Raw genomic sequence first — 19,287 nt, 5'->3', positions numbered from 1 at the left:
AAATTAATGCGTGATCACAAAGCCTTCCTGTTGATTATATTGATTTTCCGGAATACCAGAATTTTCCACCTTAAATTTAACTAGCACTATCATTCCGCTGTCATATGTCATTTTGAATAAGCCTCCAAGCTGTTTTGTTAATCCTTTCATCAGGTTTATGCCCATAGAATTAATAGAAGAACTATCAAATCCTTGCGGAAGTCCGGCACCATTATCTTTAATCATCAAATGATGGCAACCGTCTGTTGTTGCTAAAAATGAGATAGATACTTCGCCATATGTTTGATCGGTAAATGCATATTTTATGGCGTTCGTGATGGCTTCATTTAAGATCAGGCCGAGTGGCACTGCCTGGCTAACATTCAGATAAACATCGTCGACATCTTTCTGAAAATGGATCCGGTTTCCCAAATCAAAACTGTCTTTAAGGTAATTTACCAGTTCAGCGATGTATTCAGGCATATAAATAAATCCGGGACTATCCGATTGATAAAGTTTTTGATGAATAAGTGCGATAGAATGCATCCGATCCTCACTATTTCTTATTGCTTTTAAAGCTTCCTCATTGTTAATATAAGCGGACTGGCGCTGGAGAAGGCCCATCACAATTTGCAGGTTATTTTTCACCCTATGATGAATTTCTTTAATAAACCACTCCTTTTCCTGCAGAAGTGCGTCTTTTTCGAGCACGAGTTGGTTAAGCACGATGTTATTACGTTGTTTTACCCAATAGTTATAATAGAGCAAGCCGACAAACAGGCTTAATACCGCAATACCTGCGTAAGTGAGATTACGGGCATTTTGGGCACGGATAACATTCTGTCGCTGCAACTGGCTTTCCTTGGTGAGCAGCTTTATTTCTGTTTCACGCTGGCTCGTTCGGTACTGTAACTGTAGCTCCTCTACTTGTTTACTTTTACTGAGGTTGAAAACAGAGTCGTTCATTGTTTTATACTTCCTGAAATGCCTGATCGCTGAAAGAAAACGCCCACGGGAAGAGTCAACTTGAAAAAGCAGATATTCAAGGTCTTTCGCTTTCGAGAAGTTTGAGGGTGGTGTATTATCATTCAGGAACGCGGCAGCTTTCAGATATTGTTTTCTAAGTACGTAGAAACGAGCTATGTCATATTTTGCTATGTACCACATTTCATCATCGCCCTTCCGGTAGTCATTTATCATGCCCAGGTATGCCTCTTCAGCTTTTTTATAATCCCTGAGTGCTTCGTAGCAATAACCTTTAATCTGTTCAATGAATGCATATTTAGCTTTGTTATCCGGCTTATGCCGTTTTTCAAGAGCTTCGATATAGTTTAACGCTTCAACAGGCCTGTGAAGTTTTATTAAACCCTGGGCGATAAATCCAGCGGTCCTGAACAAGTACTCTTGCGGTATATTTTTCCGCTCACGTATTTCAATGGTCTTCTTATAGTAAACGATACTATTTTCTGTTTGCTCCAAATCCTGGTAAGTCTGAGCCAACTCCGCGAATATCTGTTCTTCTGCAGTCGTGTCTTTTGTCGAGTTCATTAGCTGCATACTCTTGAGCGAATACGAGAGTGATTTATTCAGATTGCCCCTGTACCTGTTTATTCTTGATAAAAGACTATAGATATAATCAAGGTGAAGCGCATTTGTATGTTGATATTTAACAATCATCTGATTGCATCGAGCCTCTGTAAGCCGATAGTTATTGGCCCGATTACGATGCAGGTCTGTAAGCGCAATCCAATAATTTGTAAATACTATATCACCCGGTTGATTCAATTCCTCATAAATGCGCAGAGCTTTAAACAGCAACGTTTGCATACCTTCATAATCATCGGAACCCGGCCAGATGTTTATTACACATCTTAAATAGGTATTCGCTTCCTTAGCAATAAACTTGCGGTCATGATAAAATTTTGCCGCCTGGATAAATAACGACATAGCTTTTTCCGGCTGGTTCTCCAATACAAAGACCTCTGCTAATTTGCATTGGAATTCATATTTTCCATATTTTGAAATTACATTTTCTGAATCCGCAATGCCATAAGCCGTAAAAAATACTTTCTCTGCATTCTGAAAATCGGATAATCTATCCTGATGTTTTCTTAAAAGATAATAGTCACCCAGTTCATACAGTGTCCTTAATCGGATTGTATCAGCCTTGCTGTTGTTGTGGAATTGACGCACAGTTTTTTGCTGTAAAGCAGACGCCTGTGCTACTAATAAGAGCAATACAACAATTATTGACAAGGACCTGGCTGCCATCTTATCCATTTCCTGCAATATAATTAAGAATGGCCACAAGTCCTAAATGACAGATCTGCACCACACGGTACTGTGAATAAGCGAAGCATCCATCGGGAGGCCCGAAAGATGCTGCTGCTAGCCGGTGATGAGCTGAATCTATCTTATAAAGAAATTCAACAGGTCTTTTTGCACCTGGGCAGTATTTTCCTGTACCACCCAATGTCCTGAGTCTTTTATAACAGACTCCTCTACATTGTCGGCGACCAGTTTAGTATGCGCGGCCAGGAATGCGCCGGCGAAATGATCGGACCCCATGGCCAATACGGGCATAGGCAATTTTTTTCGTGCAAATTCAACATTGTCTTTAGCATCCTGACCGAAATAGCCAAACCAATGGAATGCACCGGTTGTGGCACCGGGGACCGAATAGGCGCGAATAAATTCGGTGCGTTCTGCTGTTGTAAAAGCGTTTTTTTGAAAACCTACAACCGGCCAAAAATCCGTTAAAAACATCCCCACCTTGCCCGAAACTAATTCTCCGGAATGTGGCTGAGCAAAAAATCCAAACCACCAGGCCTGGGCTTTCACCTGGCTCCAAACCGGTTCGATGCCTGGCAGCAAAGCATCCATCAGTGCCAGTTTTTTTACATCACCAGGAAACTGTGCGGCGTAAGCATAAGCCACCATCAGTCCAATATCATGCCCCGCAAGGTTGATATGATGATATCCCAACTTTTGCATCAGCTCGTGCATGTCAACCGCCATATTTTTCTTATCATAACCGGCTGCCGGTTTTCCCGACTCCCCGACACCGCGCATATCCGGCGCTATCACCGTAAAATGTTTAGATAACTCCGGCAGCAGCCTGTTCCACATATACCAGTTCTGCCCGAAGCCGTGTACCAGCAATAGGGGTTCGCCTTTACCGCCGATAACGTAATGAATTTTGACCCCATTAACTGTGGCGTATTGGTGTTTAAAATTAGCCGGCGGATTAGCTGGTGCAAGTGCCGCCGATACGCTGCCAGCAAACGCTGTTAATACGATGGCCAGCATTAAGTGTTTGAGTTTAGTTATTGCTTTCATGATTTTTGCTGTTTATTATTATTTCTTGTTATTGCTGATGTCTTTATAAGCATTAGGCAGGTTAAAGTTGTAATGCAGCCAGTTGAACAACACATACCCTTTATCGTATTCTTTCATTTTAACATACTCCCGGGTTTGCTCAAGTGTAAGGCCTTTGTCAACCGCTGCTTCTACTTCTTTTTTTAGTTCCTGCACATAATCTATCGTGTATTTAATGCCGGCTTTATTGGTGATACGTCCATGGCCGGGAATGACAACTGCATCTTCGGGTAAAAAATCGTATATCTTTTTCAGATTACTTGCCGGTTCTAAAAAGAAGCCGTCAAAAAGCCATGGTATAGCCGGACTTTCTGCGATGAACGGATTACCGGCCCAAAATATTTTCTGATCAGGCATCCATACGAACAGATCAGCCGGCGACTGCGCGGTACCTACATTTAGCAACTCCACAATTTTACCGCCACCAAGGTCTAATTTCAGGTTACTGTTTTTAGGTATCACAATATCAGCCGGGCGGAAAATGGTATTTTCAATCCCCCTGCCCGAGCCAAACAAGGTGACCATAAATTGCTTGATACCGTCATAGTTTTTCGCGAGGTTTTCTTTTGCGAATTCGTTCTGAATGATCACCGTTTTTGCGGGCAATAAATAATTGCTGAAGCAATGGTCGCCGTGATCGCTGGTGTTGACGGCGAAAATGATAGGTTTATCGGTGATTGAACGAACCAGTTTAATCTGCTGATCGTACAGTCGCTTTGTTAGCATTACTTCTATCAGCAACACACCTTTTTCGCCTACAATGAACCCTCCTGTCGTAGCTTGTGGGATACCTTTAGCTGTCTCTTTTGCGGCAGTTGTAGGTATTATGGCATAAACGTCATTACTTATTTTTTGCAGCCCCAGGCTTACTTTATTGGCGTCCCAGATGGGAACAGTCGGCGGCATTGGCATTTGAGAATAAGCCTGATGGCCAAAGCACATCAGCAACAGGCTAAGCTTGGCTAATTTTAAGAATTGTATTTTCATTGTGGTTGCTTTTAAATTTGTTTCAGATACAGACTTCTATTTTTGGTAGCCGCCATAATATTTCACCGGCGACCAGGAAGGGATCACGTCTGCAATTGACGGGTTTTGAGCAGCATATTTACCGGATGCATAAACCACTTTTCCATTTACCACAGTCATCAAAGCGGTGATGTGTTTGATTTTTTCGGGGCTGGCAGTAAAATAGTCATCGGACAGGATGGCCATATCGGCATACATCCCTTTAACCAATTTACCTTTAAGTTTTTCTTCGCCCGAGAACCAGGCGCTACCTGAGGTATATAATTGAAGCGCCGTGAATTTATCCAGTACCTGATCTTTCGGCCAAAACTGCATACCACCGATGGTTTTGCCCGTCAGCAGCCAGTCCATCGCTATCCAGGGGTTATAAGTAGAAATACGCGGCGCATCGGTACCCATGCCTACCGGGATGCCCATAGCCAGCATTTTCTTTATTGGCGGAAGCTGTGTTTTGGGTTGGCCGTACATTTTAGTGTAAAGCTCTCCCTGGAAATACATTCGAAACTGAACGGCGACTCCGCCTCCAAGGACTTTAACACGGGCAAGCTCAGAATCTGTAATAGTTTCTGCATGATCGAAAAACCAACGCAAACCGTTAAATGGCGTGTCCTTGTTTACCTTCTCAAACACATTTAACATCCTGTCAATTGACTCACCGTAGGTAGCATGCAGGCGAAAAGGCCAGCGATTTTTAACCAACAGGCGTATAACCGGCTCCAGATCAGTTTCCATATCAGGAGAAAGCACTATTCGTGGCTCCAGGAAGTTTTCAAAATCAGCAGCAGATGCGACAATGTTTTCGCCCGCGCCTTCCATATTATAGCCGTTGGCCATTAACAAATGGTCGTTTTTATTAGGATATGTTTTCCCGATCCATTTTTCATAATCCTCGAGTTCCTTCCCTTTTTGCTGTGCGAACAGATAGTAAGCCGTTCTTACTGTTAACTTCCCTGCCTTTGCAAGTGAAAGCGAAGCCTGGTAGTCGGCATCATAATTTTGCGAGCCCCCGGCCGCATCAACTACGCTGGTTATACCGAAGCTGTTAATTTCACGATAGAAATGCTCGGAACTATTGATTCTTTCTTCTGGAGTCAGCGTGCCGGTAAGGGCAAGCGTGCGGTAAATAGCCATAGGCGTTTCTTTGGCGTACAAAAGACCAGTAGGTTTACCATCTTTACCTAACTCAATTACGCTGCCCGGGTAGCTGGTATTCTTATCGTAACCAAGTACTTCGATGCCCTTTTTATTCAAAAAAGCTTTGCCATACAGGTAAGTGATAAATACCGGTTTGTCTGGCACCGCGGCATTGATTTCGTCAATGGTAGGCTGTCTTTTTTCTGCAAACTGGAATTCATTCCAGCCGCCAACTACTTTCACCCAGGCGCCGGGCGGCGTTCTTGCGACCTGCTCTTTCAGCATCGCCATAGCACGCTTTAATGTCTTCACGCCATCCCACCGTAACTCCATATTGAAATTAAGTCCTTCCCTGATGGCATGCATATGACTGTCGTTGAGCCCGGGTATGACGGTTTTACCTCCGGCATCAACGAGTTTAGTAGCGGTATTTTTATACGTGGTTAAAATAGCCTGCGTGCTGCCTGTTGCCAGGATCAATCCATTTTTCATAGCTATTGCTTGTTTAAATTCATCCGGCTTTGCCATGGTGGCAATTTTCCCGTTGTAAATAATCAGATCAGCTTTTTGCTGGGCATACACGTTCATAGCTGATGCAGCAAAAAGTACCAGGAACAGTTTCTTAAAAACTGGCAATAAAGATTTCATTTGTATTTACTTTGATGGTTTTAATTTTTTTTAATCCAGCTTAACACAAAATCGGCGATCTCCGACCAGTTTGGCTGGCCAAGTACGAAATGATTACGGCCTGCAAATTCTTTATAATCGGTTACCGATTGGTGATGGCTGTATTTTTTGTAATTACTATAGTTAAGCGAAGCCGGTATGAAGTGATCGGTACTGCCTGCAAGGAATAGCAGTGGAGCGTGCGCAGAAGAAAAGTTGATTTTTGCTGCGTCGGTTGTGGCATCCCTGACCAGCAGTTTTGATTCAGGCACCAGCAGGTTATAGTATGCCTCCTTTTGCTGCTCGAAAGACATGCCATTTGTAAACGCATATTGCCATTCGCGAAATGACATGAGGTAGGTTTTTTTCGTATCTGTGAAAAAACCCAATGCCCCCCAGCCCGCTTTATAAAAAGAAAACTTAAAAGTAAAAATACCCTTGGGCTGGAGTGAATGAATGGCGATACCTGCAGTCGCCAGATCTTTTTGAAGCAACAACTGCGTTATCAACCCGCCCATCGAATGGCCAATAAGGATCGGCTTCTCAGACAGCTGCTTTACGATGGTTGCAAAATAATCGGTTAATGAAGCCAGGCGCAAACTGGCGACTTCGGCATCGGGATGTCTTTCCCGCAATGTGCAGGCCGGTGCATCCTTATGAGGCCAGGCTGGCGCCAATGTAGTATAGCCCCGTTCCTCGAAATAGGTTTTCCAATCGTTCCAGCAGTCGCTGCTTACAAACGCACCGGTAATAAAAACAATGGTCTTAGATGTCAAAGCTTTCATAATGTGAAGGTGTTAATGATTTATCTGCTGTCTTCCAGGCAATCGATGGTACTGGCTGAGGTTTTGCGTTCATATCCGTTTTATTTGATATGAAATTCAAATGGCAAGCAGCGAGCCACCAATGCAAATCATTAACAAACAGTCACTTATGCTTTTTTCAGCAATTCATATTTGCTTTATATCGTTATCTGGTATTGTCAGCAACGAAATAAGGTAATGCTGGCAGCAATTCTCTGACAAGAGATGTAATGGCTGAAAAGTTGAAATACTGTATTGTTGCGAAAAGCCTGATTGAACTTATCTATCGTTCCTTTTGATACGGTTCATACCTGACGTTATTCCAATCGATCGCGGCAAAAGCTAGCCAATAACAGGACAACGTTATATCGTAAAAAACCAGTTAAACTCCGAAATACAGCTACCGGATTTGGATAAACGAAACACAACTATTTATCAATCAATAAATTACATTACCGGCCTATTCTTAGCTAAGTTTTGTGGCAGTGATTAACTAAACGAATTACTATCATGGAACTTCCACCCGATTTACTTCCATCCGGCAGTCATGCATTAGTGCTCATCGACTTTAAAGATCAAGTGGCCAGCAATCAGGTTGATCTGAAATCCCGTTTCCTCATGAAGACCTTAATTGCCCTGTTTTTTTTACTTACATCATTAAGCTGTTTGGCGCAAGAAAAATCCTTTAAGCAGCTGCGATACGACGAAAATTACAGCTACCTGGCTAAAGATACCACAAGTGATTGGTATCGCAATTTGAAGTTCAATTCCGTTTCTAAAGACAACGCCGCCTATTTTAGTTTCGGTGGCGAAGCACGCTTCCAATACTTCTATTACAAGAATCAGGACTGGGGTGAGGCGCCCGAAGACAAAGACGGTTTTATACTGGCCAGGTATTTGGGTCATGTCGATTTTCATGCCGGCAAACACTTTCGCACATTTGTACAGCTGCAAAGCAGTTTGGCCGGCGGCGAGGCAGACACTCCATCACCGGTTGATCAAAACCCCCTTGATCTGCACCAGGCTTTTTTTGACGTTTCAACAACCTTAAGCAACACAAGAAAATTGACTTTACGGGTAGGCCGGCAGGAACTTTCATACGGATCACAAAGATTAGTGGCTGTGCGCGAGGCGCCAAATAATCGCCAGTCCTTTGACGCTGCCAAGATTATGTACGGCAGTCAAAATGTAAAACTTGATCTTTTTTATTCTCATTACGTATTCGCTAAGCCAAATATTTTTGATGACGGCTTCAGCGATGCCACGCATTTTTGGGGCGCTTACGCTGTTTTTAACAAAATAAAGGTCGTGTCAAATTTTGATATCTATTATCTCGGCATTCGTAAAAAAGCGGTCTCATTTGATGATGGCAGCGGGACTGAAACGCGCCATTCTGTTGGTGCACGATTGTGGGAAACCACGCCAGCCTGGCAATACGACATCGAGGGCTTATATCAGTTTGGTGATTTTGCAGCCAGTGCCATTTCGGCGTGGACGATGTCTGTTAACGTTGCCTACACTTTTTTTCACAACAAATTCAAGCCGCAGATTGGTTTAAAAACTGAAGCTATAAGCGGCGACAAAACCTATAACGACAGCAGGCTTAACACCTTCAACCCCTTATTTCCTAAAGGTGCTTATTTTGGCCTGGCTGCGCTGATCGGCCCGTCTAACTTAGTAGATGCTCATCCGTATATCCAGTTCAATCTCACTAAAAACTTAATATTCTCCAGCGATTACGACCTTTTCTGGCGTATGAGCCGTAATGACGGAATTTACGCGGTTAACAGCAAACTCATTTATTCCGGCAAGGTCGGGACATCAAAGCAAATTGGCCGTCAGCTAGGCGGCGCACTGGAATATTTTCCTAACAAATATTTGTATTTCAGGCAGGAATTTACCTGGTTTAATACCGGAGATTATTTAAAAGAAGCCGGTCCGGGGAAAGATATTTTGATGTTCGGCAGTACCATCACTTTTAAGTTTTAACCAAATATGCCCTGTGACTGCCGGCGAATTGCTAACTGATGCTAACGGTCTGTTGTTTTTTGTTCATCATTAACATATTCTAAAATGTCACCGGGTTGGCATTCTAATGCTTTACAAATTGCATCCAAGGTGCTAAATCGTATTGCCTTCGCCTTCCCTGTCTTTAAGATCGATAGGTTAGACAGCGTCAAGTCAACTCTTTCAGAAAGTTCGTTTAATGAAATTTTTCGCTTTGCCATCATCACATCTAAATTTACAATAATTGGCATAGCTTAAATTGTTAAGTCATTTTCAGATTTCATATCGATGGCATTTTGCAAGAGTTTTTCAAATATTGCCGCAGCAGTTGCAACTACGATAGAAACAAAAGTAGTTACGATACAAATGGCAAGAAAGCCCGCAGGGTCGTCATCTTTATTGTGAAATAGTCTTATGTATAATCCCGCTAACACAATTAAAGCACCCAGCACGATTGCACAATATTTTATACCCTTTAAAGTCTTAACAGAGCTTGGAGAGAAAACTTTATTATGTCCGATGTATCCAAGTAATTTGAACGCCTTGTACAGCGCGACAAAAAAAGCGACTGATGCCGCGTATGCATACAAAATGAGCGGGTCAAAATAAATGCTGAACAAGTCTAAGTTTGCGGCCCTTCCCTCAGTTAAGGGAAGCCAAAGCAAAATGACAAGTGCAATAGTGCCGATAAGCACGATGACTGCCTGAAGAAATACTATTGGAATTCTTTTCATAATGTTTTAACCATTTGATTCATTACGCTAAAATAATAAATTATTATTGATAAACAATAATAATTTAGTGTATTAAAGGAAATATTGAAGTAACCATAGCGGTTAGGCGACTGAGATATAACCCATTGCCATCGCCAGCAACGCCTCAAAAACCTTAAGCAATAACGATAAAGGGCGAGTAGTTAAAAGTCAAAATCAAGCTCTACGCCACAGCCTGCTCTAAATAGATAATTCTGCCAGGTCGCGGTCTTTTCCAACAACGAATTCTATACCTTGGAATATCGAAAACTATCTGCGGCTGAGGCCGGAACTTATAAAACTAAATGAGAAAAAAGAGGAGAGGTTTTTAGACCGTTTGGCATAAAGGGAAAGGCTACAGTTCTAAAAACTAAACTTTAATTGTTGGTTTATTTTACGTTATATCTTGGGTCGTTTTCTTCATGCTGTGGTATAACAATCAGGATCGCCAATGTGAATGATTACTCCATTCTGTAACCTTGCACAAATGTCCAATCGAAGCTGTTAGCTTGCATTTGGGAATACCGTGATGTATTCGTTATTTTCTTCGGCTATATTTAGCCCTTAAAATTCGAATCAAAATCTATCATCCATTCAATTCCATACTTATCTCTAAACATACCAAAATATGTACCCCAGGGGCTGTCAGAAATAGGCATTTCAATTTGTCCGCCTGCAGAAAGTCCATTGAATAATTTGTCAGCTTCTTCTTTGCTTTCCGCGCTAATTACAATTTTACTTCTGTTCTCATTTTCATTTGTTCGCCCCAATATTTCAGGTACATCATTAGCCATTAAAAAAGTTTTACCGATTGGTAAAGCAATGTGCATTATTTTATTTGCTTCATTTTCTGCTACTGGAAATCCAGCATTTACCAGATCTTTGAAACGCATTATTTTTGCGAACTCTCCGCCAAATACTGATTTGTAAAAGTTGAACGCTTCTTCTGCATTGCCGTTGAAATTAATGTGTGGATTGATATTTGCCATAATTTTATTTTTTTTTGTTGCAATTCAAATGTACTGCTTAACCGCAAAACAGATAGGGCATAATGCGTCAAAAAAGTGGTCTTCTGCGTCAAGAGGTTTTTATAACGATGCATAATGGTTTCGGGCTTTGCGTTCGGGCGTGTTTCGGAGTACAAAACTTCCAATATGTATGGCGAATTTGCCAGGCCGCCTGTTGTGACATGTCCTATCCACTGGAACACTTGAGCTTAACGCATCCGGCTTGTCAAGCCCTGCTTTGGCAATATCATGTTACCTGCCATTTTTTGTCAGCATACCGTTTTTCAAATATCTGTTGCCTTGTCAAAAATGCGGCAATAATTTTCGCCGCCAATTTGCGTAATTTCTTTTTCGGTAAATCCTGTTTTTAATAATGCGTCAACCACAGTATAGAAAAATCCGTTAGTAGTGGTATTCCAACTTTGATTGGTCTTGCTTCCGAACCTGTCGTTGCTTCCGCCTGGCAAAGCCATTTTAGTATCCGTGCCGATACAAACATGCTCTGCTCCGATAACGTCGACCAATGCTCTTATATTTTTTGCATAATCCAGGGGCGTATCTGCAAGATGTGTCCACACGCCGATAACGCCGCCGGCATGAGCAAATTTCTTCGCTTGTTCTTTGCTGATAAGCCGTGGCATCATCATTTTTACCATTCTTTCATTTGTTCCCAACTGTGTATTTAGCCCTGTGTGTGAAATGAGCATTGGTTTAGTTGATACTTCCAGGGCTTTATTAATGGCTTCGTTACTACAATGCGCAAGGTCAACGAGGATGCCAAGCCTGTTACATTCTTTAATCGTGTCAATACCTAACTGCGTCAGCCCGCCAAATTGTGGTGTGTCAGTGTAGATATCTCCCATTGGTGGAGAAGTCTGTCCATCGTGCATTAAACCTAAATGACGTAACCCTCTGTCGTAAGCAATTTTAATACGTTCTATTTTGCCTTCAATGAAATGTCCGCCTTCTATTGATTGAATAACGATTCGCTTATTCTCTTTTTTTACCTTTTTTAAATCTGAGTAGTTTAATGCCCGAGTCAGGTGGTTGGCTTTAAGCATTTCATCCATTTCGTCGAGGCTCGTTATAAATCTTTCGTATGCGTCACCTTCTTTTTCCAATTTAGGACGGTCAACGCAAAAAGTCATACAAATAGCCGTTAAACCCGACGCTTTCATTTCACCTGCTAAGTCATATTGCTGTCCTTTGAACTGTTCTAAACTAAATGGAACGTCCATGTGATTATGAGTGTCAATGCCTATTGCTTTGGCTGCTATTTTTTTCACTTTGTCGTCTTGTCCAGCAGCGGCTAAAGAAACAAATGGACTAAACAGGAACATTGTACCAGCACTGGTTACAGTTGTAATAAATTTCCGCCTTGTCCAATCTTTCATTTTATCGTTATTCATATTTTCTGATTTGCCGAGTGCCGGTCTAAGAATGGCAGGTAATGTTTAGGTCTTGCGTTCGGGCGGAAAATCAAAGCAGAAATCTGGTTTTGTTATATTGCCGATAGCATTACCACTGCTGAGATTATGCACTTCAGCCCGCCTGGCGCAAAACCCTTGCTGGTGCAGTTTTATTTCAATACGCTGTTAACTTCTATTAATTCATAATCGTCATTGTTCTGAAAAAAATGTTGCAAAATTGGAATATGTCCTTGACCAAATATTACAATAATAAATTTATCGGTCGGTTTAACCTGATTCAAAATATTAGCATAAATTCCTAAGTTTCGTAAATACCATTCTGAAACAAATTCCGCACCTGCAAAATTATTTCCTGCACCAATTTTCGCAAAATATTTAAGATATAGCGAAAGATTTCTCTGTAATAAATCAGGCCGGTTAATGAATTTTAAAGTTTCAGTTATTGAACTGCTTTTTACTTTATTATCGACCTCACCTAACAAAGTTTTAGCATCTTCACCAAGTTTTTCAAGCAGATAGAGCTGGTTGTTATTTTTCGCAGTCACTGACATTAAACTGTCGTGAAGACTATAATCAGCATCAATACAGTTAATTGCTTTCAGTTTTAATTTTTTCGCCAGTCGAAATCCAATTTGTTCTCTTTCAGAAACTGTAAGGTTATATTTATTAGTGAGGTAAGCATTATAAAGACTGTCAATTTTATCCTGGTCTTTTGATTGTCGCTCTATCATTACTTTGTCTGCCTTAGTTTCAAGCAAATTTTTCGTGAGTTCTTCTAATTCTTTCTGTCTCTTAGGTTCAAGGAAGTTATCGGTTTCTAATTCAAATTTATCTGTATGTGGCGTTTCAAAATGGACGGTACCAATCAACAAAATTTTAGTTTTAGTAGATAAATTTTGTCCGAATAAAAAGTTAGCAAATAAAATAAGCGCCAGGGAAAATGCAAGTTGTTTCATTAAGTTATTTTGATATTGTTATAGCGGTGTCTTCAAAAAATGACACCAACGGTTTGTGGGCTTTAGTTGTGCCCTCAATAAAAGTGCTTCCTGTAGCCGGCGCTAAAGTAGTTAAAAAGAAGTAGGGAGCAAGAACCACGTCACCCGGCCATAACTTGAACCCGATGTACGTCCTAACTACTTAAACAAACGCTTTTAATTTTACTCAAGCCACTTTCCGAATAATCCTTCAATTTCAACAAGGTAGTTGCATGTGCTTTTTATTCTTTTTCAAACATAATTCCATTGAATTCATCTTCGCCTCCAATTGTTATGGGTATGGCAAGCCTTATCTGTGGCAGCATCTATGATCTAAACAGATATAACTACACATGGCACCAAACTACTGCATCAATAATCACTCAGACCTCAAATTTTGTACAGGGTTAGAAAGGGCGGCCTTTACTGTCTGGAAACTCACTGTTAATAATGCCAGCAACACTGCAAGCCCTCCTGCAACTGCGAACATCCACCAGCTAATGGTAATGCGGTAAGGAAAATTATCCAGCCACTGATTCATGAAGTACCACGCAATCGGAGAAGCCAGCAAAAGGGAGATCAGCACGAGCTTCAGAAAATCTTTTGAGAGCAGCACCACAAGTCCCTCCACCGTGGCGCCCAACACTTTTCTCACACCAAGCTCCTTCTTTCTACGCTCCGCCGCATAAGCTGCTAAGCCCAGCAAACCGAGACAAGAGACAAAAATGGTTATTGCTGTAAATAGCGAAAGCAAGGTTTTAAGCTTATCTTCTCCTTTATACATCTTACCAAAGCTTTCGTCAAGGAAATTGTACTCAATAGGATAGTCGGGGCTGTAACGGTTCCATACGTTTTTGATCTTGCCAATAATAGGTTCGATGTTTGAGCCACTTATTTTAACCGCTACTTTAGAATAGGCCTGCGGATAAATCTGCAGCACCGAAGGCTCTATTTTTTCGTGCAGGCTTTTGTAATGGAAGTCTTTCACCACGCCAATTACCGGCCCTGTCTTTAATGAATCAGGCTTTCTCCATGTAGGCCATGACAGCGTTTTACCGATAGCCTGCTCGGCACTGCCCAATCCAAGCTCACGAACGGCTGTTTCATTGATGATATAGGCGCTTACGTCGCTACTGATATGTTTCGAAAAGTTCCTGCCTGCAAGCAGCTTTAGCCCGAGAGTTTTTATATAATCTTCGTCGACCATTAACTGGGTGGCTCTTGTTGGCTTCACTTCAGGCTTTTCCTTTACGGTCATTAAGCCATCGCCAAAGGCATCACCGGGGAAACCATAGCCAATCGATACCGATGCTATTCCCGGGTAGCCCATCAACTCATTCTTAAAGCTTGCATAACTCTTTTGCAGGTTCTCACCTCTCATAGGAAAGAACATGACCTGCTTTTTCCGGAAGCCCAAATCCTTATTGTGCATATAACGCACCTGGTTAATTACCACAATGGCGCTAATGATAAGCAGCACCGATAATGAAAACTGTATTATCACGAGGCCATGTCTCAGCCATGGCCTACCTCCCTGCGCGGCATCTGGTACAATGCTCCCTTTTAAAACTTTCACCGGCTGAAAAGAAGACAATACCAGCGCAGGATAGAAGCCTGCAAGTATCCCTACAACCAATGTAAGCGCCGTTAATGTGAGCCCAACCAATGGATTGCTAATCAGATCGAATTCGATGCTCTTCTCCGTAAAGCCATTAAGTGAGGGCAACAGGAGCCTTGTGGCCGCGACGGCAATAACCATACTAATAGCGGCGAGCAATATTGTCTCACCGATAAACTGTATCACCAGCGCTTTTCTGCCTGCGCCAATTGTCTTTCTCACGCCTACTTCCCTGGCTCTTTTTAGTGCACTTGACGTGGCAAGGTTTACAAAGTTAAAGCAGGCGATGAGCAGGATAAAAATAGCGATGATCGTAAGGGCTTTCACATATGTGATGTTACCCCTGATGGACATATCGTAGCTAAAGTCTGATGAATAGAGATGCACCTGACCGAGCGGCTGGAAGTACGGCACATTGGTACCCCCTTCACCTTTCAGAAAAGGCTTTGAAAAACTTTGGAATTTTGCCTGGAGCTGATCTGCGTTGCTGCCATTCCTTAGCCTCACATACGTGTTGAAGGGATACCATTGCCAGCTTTGCATTATGTCGGCCGGGTAGCCTGCGGCGTTCAGGGAAATCAGAAAATTGAGTGGTAAGTGAAACTTCTCGCTGTTTTCCAGCACCCCCTGCACACGCATTACATCTTTTGAGAGGGTTAGCTCCTTACCAACCGGATTCTCTTTGCCGAAATATTTCTCCGCCATAGCAGCAGAGATCACAATGGATTTTGGATCGCTGAACACTTTTGCCGCCGATCCATAACGGAAATGGAGCGAAAACATCTCAAAAAAATTACTGTCGACAAGGAATCCATTCTCTTCATACAGCTTTTTGTCGTTTGCTTCAATCAGCTCTTTTGAATTAAAGGCCATCACACGAACGGCCTCCTCCACCTCGCCAAAGTTCTGTTTGAGTGCCACTGCAAATGCCGGAGGTGATGTAGCAATGATATTGCTTACATCTCCATTCATTTTTTGATAAACGCGATAAATGTTTTCAGACCCTGGATTGAATTTATCGTACTGCTGCTCATCTCTTACAAATAAGCCAATGAGTAAGCTGGCAGTAAAGCCAAGGGTGAGACCTGCAATATTAATGATTGAAAAACCTTTTTGGCGTCGAATGTTTCTAAAACCTGGTCTCAGGACAGACTGGAACATAATAGTCATTTAATAATTGAACAGAGCTTTACGGCTGTAAGTGCGACTAATAGAATGCCACCAAGCTTGCATCCTGATATTCAACTTCTTACACCTAAATAGTATCTTTAAAATTGTTCGAATGCGATACAAAAATTGTACGCTTTTGATACAGATTGACTTGTCCTTATTAGCTATAAATGTGAGAGAAGTAAATCTTAGTAACCTATACATATCGGCAGAGTCCGCGTTGATGGTTCTGCTGACCAGCTGTGCTTTCTGCCAGCCGCAGGATTGCCGATAATGGTTGGCAGATTTGTGATGGGCATGCTTTTCGGCACAAATGTTAATAGGAGAACTGACCTTTCTGCAATCACAAACTTTCTGAGGAGGAGGCCCGCCCATTGCAAATCTGCTGTTATAACTCGTTTTTTATTATCTAATATATTCAATCATCTCTTGAAGTTCGGCCGGACTATTTCTATTTGCCTCTAAACGTCCGATTCTTCCAAGCACAAACGCATTAAAAAGATCGTTTGATTTTAAAAGTCTGTTTTGTTTTTTCATTTTATTATTCAGTAGTAGAGCTTGCGGAGTTTTTATAATGCCCCAAGGAAAGCCCACCAACCGAACAATGCCGATTTTATCATTGCTTGATTATTCGCTTTGTCAAGGCAATTAGGACAGGCTATTTTTAATTCTTTTTTATAACTGGTCATAATGATAAAGCTTACCACACATCCAGTCATCGTTGCATTTAACTTTTCTTCGGTCGATTTACAAATAGGACAAGGAAGTTCTCTTAGAAGTTCGGTATATTCTAATAGTGTTTCATTATCAACTTCTTGAAATTGAGCATCAATTCCTTTTGTAATGTCTTTTGAGAGTCCGCGTTCGCTAATAATTTGTTTAAGAAGTTCAACGGCTTCTGGTCGAAGTCTCGTTGCTTCTTCCGTTGCGATACGGACTAATTTGCTGTTATCAAATTTTTCATAATTTTTTCGTAATTCGTCTAGATTAGGTTCCATATAGTTTTTTAAATGGTTTACCACGTTTGGGTATTGGAAGGCTGGGCATTAGCGTTACGTCTAGGCCGTAACTTTTCGTTTGTTATGGCCAATGTACCACAGTTGATTTATATTCCAAAGCTCAGTTCTTATTCCTCAGCCCAGCTTTTGCCAATACCTCGTTGGCAGCAGTTATTTCAGTTTTATTTTGTTGTTTGTCAAATATGGATTCCACTGTTTCCTGTCTTTGCTATCGAGCCAATCAGTATACCTGTTTTGAAATTTTTCTACGCCGTCTCGCCTGATAGCATTTAGGTAATATTCTATAAGATTTGGGTTGTCGTTACAGAATTCTAGTGAGCAGTTTTGAATATGTGTCAACAGCGCATACGGCATAATCTCAATTCTATCAGCCAAAATAATTGCAACCTCGCCTTTTGTCAATTTTAATCCTTGACACTCTGAGTTTATTTCTGTGGGTGTATTGTCACTAAATAGTTTAGTCAGTAAGGGTAAAACTTTGTCACCAAAGCTAATTATTTGCGTAGCTTCTTTTTGCGTTGAAATGTCTTTTGATTTTTTGGTGTCGTACAATGCCGTCAATAAACTGTCAACCTGTGATTGGCTTTGACCAAAAGATAAGCTTGTTAACAAAGTCAGATATATTAATATAATTGCGGGTCGTTTCATAATTGCTGACGAGTTGCGGGTTTGAGAAAATTGCGAATTGCTTGCACAACCTCTGTCGCACCGCATTAAATTTTATAAAAAGAAGTGAAGTGGGTGAGAGCACTTCGCCCCGCATTTTTTTTCCCGTTGTTAGCGATTGGCATTTTATTTAGGAATCATATGGACTTTTAAAAGAATTCCGTCCGGGTCTTTAAATTCTAAAACACATTCCTCGCTTGTCAATTTACTTACTTTTATTATAGCCACTTTCTTTGTAATATTATCAGTCGTAGTAAGAATTTTGGTAGTTGGGTTATAATTCCAAGCTCCATTTTCGATATTGCCAGGCTCAATAGATTTGAATTTATGGTCGGCATAAAATATCATTTGGCTTTCATTTTGGTTTGCTGAGCCTAAATGTTTTACGCCAGCTTCCTCGTAGGATTTAAGTTTCCACGTTCCGCAAATAAGAGTCTCATTAGTTATGTTGTTTTGTCCAAATGTAATTTTGGTAGAATTTACTAATAGAAGTAGAAAGATTATTTTAATTGAGTATTTCATTTAATTTGTTATTCGTTTTGTTGGCATGATTACCACTAACGGTTTCGGGCTTTTCGTTCGGGTGGGTTTCGAAGCACAAAACTGTTAACCGGCACTAGACTTGAATAGAAGCACGTCAGCCCGCATGATGCAAAACCCGTGTTATGCATAGTTTTTTAGCCATTCTAGGTCTAAAACCTCTCTCAACCTGTTTAGACTCTCACGCGATAAAAATCTAAATGCAAGTTCAATAAAAAAGAACCTAATCATTAAAAACTGCCCGATTGCAACCAAAATTATGATTGGAGAAAATTCTTCCTTGCGACTTATTGCCATTGCAAGTATTCCGACAAGAGGAAGCGATAAAATGATACTCAATAAAATGCGAAATACTTTGTGTATCTCAACTTTTACACTTCCATCAACAGAATTGATATGCCCGGTCATAACACAAAATGCACCTTTCCCAATTGTCGAAGAAATCAGTCTAAATTCACTTCCGTTTATTAGTCCCCGAAATGATTTGTCAGTAACTTGGGAAGTTAAATTTTCAGACCTTTCGGTTCTTCTATTAAGTCTATCTAATGTCTCGGCTTGGTTATTGACAAGTCTAAACCCCAGTTCTTTTGTTGGAAATAGTTTCATGTTAAAATTAGGCATAACGGTTGGTAGCTTGAGGCAATAGCCTTAATCGCAGGAACTTTAATTTTTCACTAAAGATATTGATTTGATTAAGCTTTCAAAAAGCACTGTAATGGCTATTGTTTTAAGGCGCTGCTATGTGTAGTACGACCTCAAATTTACTGCCGCTTTTAGTCTACGAGTCGCCGTATCAACGTATAAGTTATTATCAAAGCTATAGTTCCGGCAAAAACATAAGAGCCGAACGCGTCGAGCCATATTAAAGCTACTAGAAGGATCGAGGGAATAAATGACACCGCCCATTGCCAATTACTATTCGTAACTCTTTCGCCCAACTTTACGAACGCTAAAGCGAGGAGAACAATTGGAATCAGCGGTAATACATATAATCCATACATGCCTCCTGAGTTAGAACCGCCGTATGCGATATTAATTCCAATAATAATCAACCCAACGAACAAAAGGAAACATAAAATAATGCAATGTATCACAATACTATTTAACGTTTTATCTAA

At 41.1% G+C, this 19,287-nt stretch carries 17 protein-coding genes; 1 reads left to right on the top strand and 16 read right to left on the bottom strand.

Going from position 1 to position 19,287, the window contains the following annotated elements; all coding sequences use genetic code 11:
* Window positions 1–3: 3 nt before the first annotated feature.
* The 5 genes from GS399_RS03800 to GS399_RS03780 all read right to left on the bottom strand — a co-directional run bounded on the left by GS399_RS03800 (window position 4) and on the right by GS399_RS03780 (window position 6,968).
* Window positions 4–2,259 (bottom strand): tetratricopeptide repeat-containing sensor histidine kinase, encoded by a 2,256-nt coding sequence (locus GS399_RS03800; RefSeq protein WP_160843276.1) that lies wholly within the window; start codon window positions 2,257–2,259, stop codon window positions 4–6.
* 129 nt (window positions 2,260–2,388) lie between these two features.
* On the bottom strand, window positions 2,389–3,318 hold the full coding sequence (locus GS399_RS03795; RefSeq protein ID WP_160843275.1) for an alpha/beta fold hydrolase: 930 nt from the start codon (window positions 3,316–3,318) through the stop codon (window positions 2,389–2,391).
* 18 nt (window positions 3,319–3,336) lie between these two features.
* Window positions 3,337–4,344, bottom strand: a complete 1,008-nt coding sequence (locus GS399_RS03790) for an MBL fold metallo-hydrolase (RefSeq protein ID WP_160843274.1) — start codon at window positions 4,342–4,344, stop codon at window positions 3,337–3,339.
* A 36-nt stretch (window positions 4,345–4,380) separates the two neighbouring features.
* On the bottom strand, window positions 4,381–6,165 hold the full coding sequence (locus GS399_RS03785; RefSeq protein ID WP_160843273.1) for an amidohydrolase: 1,785 nt from the start codon (window positions 6,163–6,165) through the stop codon (window positions 4,381–4,383).
* Between the two features lie 20 nt (window positions 6,166–6,185).
* A complete protein-coding gene (locus tag GS399_RS03780) occupies window positions 6,186–6,968 on the bottom strand; it encodes an alpha/beta hydrolase (protein ID WP_160843272.1) in 783 nt (260 codons plus the stop codon).
* Window positions 6,969–7,496: 528 nt separating this feature from the next.
* Here GS399_RS03780 and GS399_RS03775 point away from each other — a divergent pair.
* The gene (locus GS399_RS03775) at window positions 7,497–8,975 is read left to right on the top strand and encodes an alginate export family protein (RefSeq protein ID WP_202409369.1); all 1,479 of its coding nucleotides are present in this window, start codon (window positions 7,497–7,499) and stop codon (window positions 8,973–8,975) included.
* Window positions 8,976–9,016: 41 nt separating this feature from the next.
* Here GS399_RS03775 and GS399_RS03770 read toward each other — a convergent pair whose 3' ends face one another.
* The 11 genes from GS399_RS03770 to GS399_RS20770 all read right to left on the bottom strand — a co-directional run.
* Window positions 9,017–9,244: a helix-turn-helix domain-containing protein gene (locus GS399_RS03770; RefSeq protein WP_160843271.1), complete on the bottom strand. Its 228-nt coding sequence runs from the start codon at window positions 9,242–9,244 to the stop codon at window positions 9,017–9,019.
* A 3-nt stretch (window positions 9,245–9,247) separates the two neighbouring features.
* The gene (locus GS399_RS03765; protein ID WP_160843270.1) at window positions 9,248–9,727 is read right to left on the bottom strand and encodes a DUF2975 domain-containing protein; all 480 of its coding nucleotides are present in this window, start codon (window positions 9,725–9,727) and stop codon (window positions 9,248–9,250) included.
* Between the two features lie 575 nt (window positions 9,728–10,302).
* Window positions 10,303–10,734, bottom strand: coding sequence for a VOC family protein (locus tag GS399_RS03760; RefSeq protein WP_160843269.1), 432 nt, complete (start codon window positions 10,732–10,734; stop codon window positions 10,303–10,305).
* Between the two features lie 302 nt (window positions 10,735–11,036).
* On the bottom strand, window positions 11,037–12,161 hold the full coding sequence (locus tag GS399_RS03755) for a dipeptidase (RefSeq protein WP_160843268.1): 1,125 nt from the start codon (window positions 12,159–12,161) through the stop codon (window positions 11,037–11,039).
* Between the two features lie 170 nt (window positions 12,162–12,331).
* Window positions 12,332–13,138: a DUF5694 domain-containing protein gene (locus GS399_RS03750; protein ID WP_160843267.1), complete on the bottom strand. Its 807-nt coding sequence runs from the start codon at window positions 13,136–13,138 to the stop codon at window positions 12,332–12,334.
* A 397-nt stretch (window positions 13,139–13,535) separates the two neighbouring features.
* Window positions 13,536–15,935: an ABC transporter permease gene (locus GS399_RS03745; protein WP_160843266.1), complete on the bottom strand. Its 2,400-nt coding sequence runs from the start codon at window positions 15,933–15,935 to the stop codon at window positions 13,536–13,538.
* 578 nt (window positions 15,936–16,513) lie between these two features.
* Window positions 16,514–16,942, bottom strand: a complete 429-nt coding sequence (locus GS399_RS03740; RefSeq protein WP_160843265.1) for a hypothetical protein — start codon at window positions 16,940–16,942, stop codon at window positions 16,514–16,516.
* A 171-nt stretch (window positions 16,943–17,113) separates the two neighbouring features.
* The gene (locus GS399_RS03735) at window positions 17,114–17,611 is read right to left on the bottom strand and encodes a hypothetical protein (RefSeq protein ID WP_160843264.1); all 498 of its coding nucleotides are present in this window, start codon (window positions 17,609–17,611) and stop codon (window positions 17,114–17,116) included.
* Window positions 17,612–17,755: 144 nt separating this feature from the next.
* Window positions 17,756–18,151, bottom strand: coding sequence for a hypothetical protein (locus tag GS399_RS03730; protein ID WP_160843263.1), 396 nt, complete (start codon window positions 18,149–18,151; stop codon window positions 17,756–17,758).
* Window positions 18,152–18,292: 141 nt separating this feature from the next.
* Window positions 18,293–18,775 (bottom strand): hypothetical protein, encoded by a 483-nt coding sequence (locus tag GS399_RS03725; RefSeq protein ID WP_160843262.1) that lies wholly within the window; start codon window positions 18,773–18,775, stop codon window positions 18,293–18,295.
* Between the two features lie 167 nt (window positions 18,776–18,942).
* The coding region (locus GS399_RS20770) for a hypothetical protein (RefSeq protein ID WP_237487859.1) at window positions 18,943–19,287 on the bottom strand (345 nt) is incomplete at its 5' end.

It is taken from the genome of Hufsiella arboris (assembly GCF_009834875.1).
Classification (GTDB): Bacteria; Bacteroidota; Bacteroidia; order Sphingobacteriales; family Sphingobacteriaceae; genus Hufsiella_A; species Hufsiella_A arboris.
The sequence above is the reverse complement of the archived record's forward strand: the minus strand, read 5'-3'. Positions and strand labels throughout refer to the sequence as shown.

Excerpts from the sequence above, each read along its gene's own strand:
- GS399_RS03775 (WP_202409369.1), top strand. The coding sequence starts at position 7,497 with ATGGAACTTCCACCCGATTTACTTCCATCCGGCAGTCATGCATTAGTG.
- GS399_RS03790 (WP_160843274.1), bottom strand. The coding sequence starts at position 4,344 with ATGAAAATACAATTCTTAAAATTAGCCAAGCTTAGCCTGTTGCTGATG.
- GS399_RS03770 (WP_160843271.1), bottom strand. The coding sequence starts at position 9,244 with ATGCCAATTATTGTAAATTTAGATGTGATGATGGCAAAGCGAAAAATT.
- GS399_RS03740 (WP_160843265.1), bottom strand. The coding sequence starts at position 16,942 with ATGGAACCTAATCTAGACGAATTACGAAAAAATTATGAAAAATTTGAT.
- GS399_RS03760 (WP_160843269.1), bottom strand. The coding sequence starts at position 10,734 with ATGGCAAATATCAATCCACACATTAATTTCAACGGCAATGCAGAAGAA.
- GS399_RS03750 (WP_160843267.1), bottom strand. The coding sequence starts at position 13,138 with ATGAAACAACTTGCATTTTCCCTGGCGCTTATTTTATTTGCTAACTTT.
- GS399_RS03730 (WP_160843263.1), bottom strand. The coding sequence starts at position 18,151 with ATGAAATACTCAATTAAAATAATCTTTCTACTTCTATTAGTAAATTCT.
- GS399_RS03800 (WP_160843276.1), bottom strand. The coding sequence starts at position 2,259 with ATGGATAAGATGGCAGCCAGGTCCTTGTCAATAATTGTTGTATTGCTC.
- GS399_RS03735 (WP_160843264.1), bottom strand. The coding sequence starts at position 17,611 with ATGAAACGACCCGCAATTATATTAATATATCTGACTTTGTTAACAAGC.
- GS399_RS03725 (WP_160843262.1), bottom strand. The coding sequence starts at position 18,775 with ATGAAACTATTTCCAACAAAAGAACTGGGGTTTAGACTTGTCAATAAC.
- GS399_RS03780 (WP_160843272.1), bottom strand. The coding sequence starts at position 6,968 with ATGAAAGCTTTGACATCTAAGACCATTGTTTTTATTACCGGTGCGTTT.
- GS399_RS03745 (WP_160843266.1), bottom strand. The coding sequence starts at position 15,935 with ATGTTCCAGTCTGTCCTGAGACCAGGTTTTAGAAACATTCGACGCCAA.
- GS399_RS03765 (WP_160843270.1), bottom strand. The coding sequence starts at position 9,727 with ATGAAAAGAATTCCAATAGTATTTCTTCAGGCAGTCATCGTGCTTATC.
- GS399_RS03755 (WP_160843268.1), bottom strand. The coding sequence starts at position 12,161 with ATGAATAACGATAAAATGAAAGATTGGACAAGGCGGAAATTTATTACA.
- GS399_RS03795 (WP_160843275.1), bottom strand. The coding sequence starts at position 3,318 with ATGAAAGCAATAACTAAACTCAAACACTTAATGCTGGCCATCGTATTA.
- GS399_RS03785 (WP_160843273.1), bottom strand. The coding sequence starts at position 6,165 with ATGAAATCTTTATTGCCAGTTTTTAAGAAACTGTTCCTGGTACTTTTT.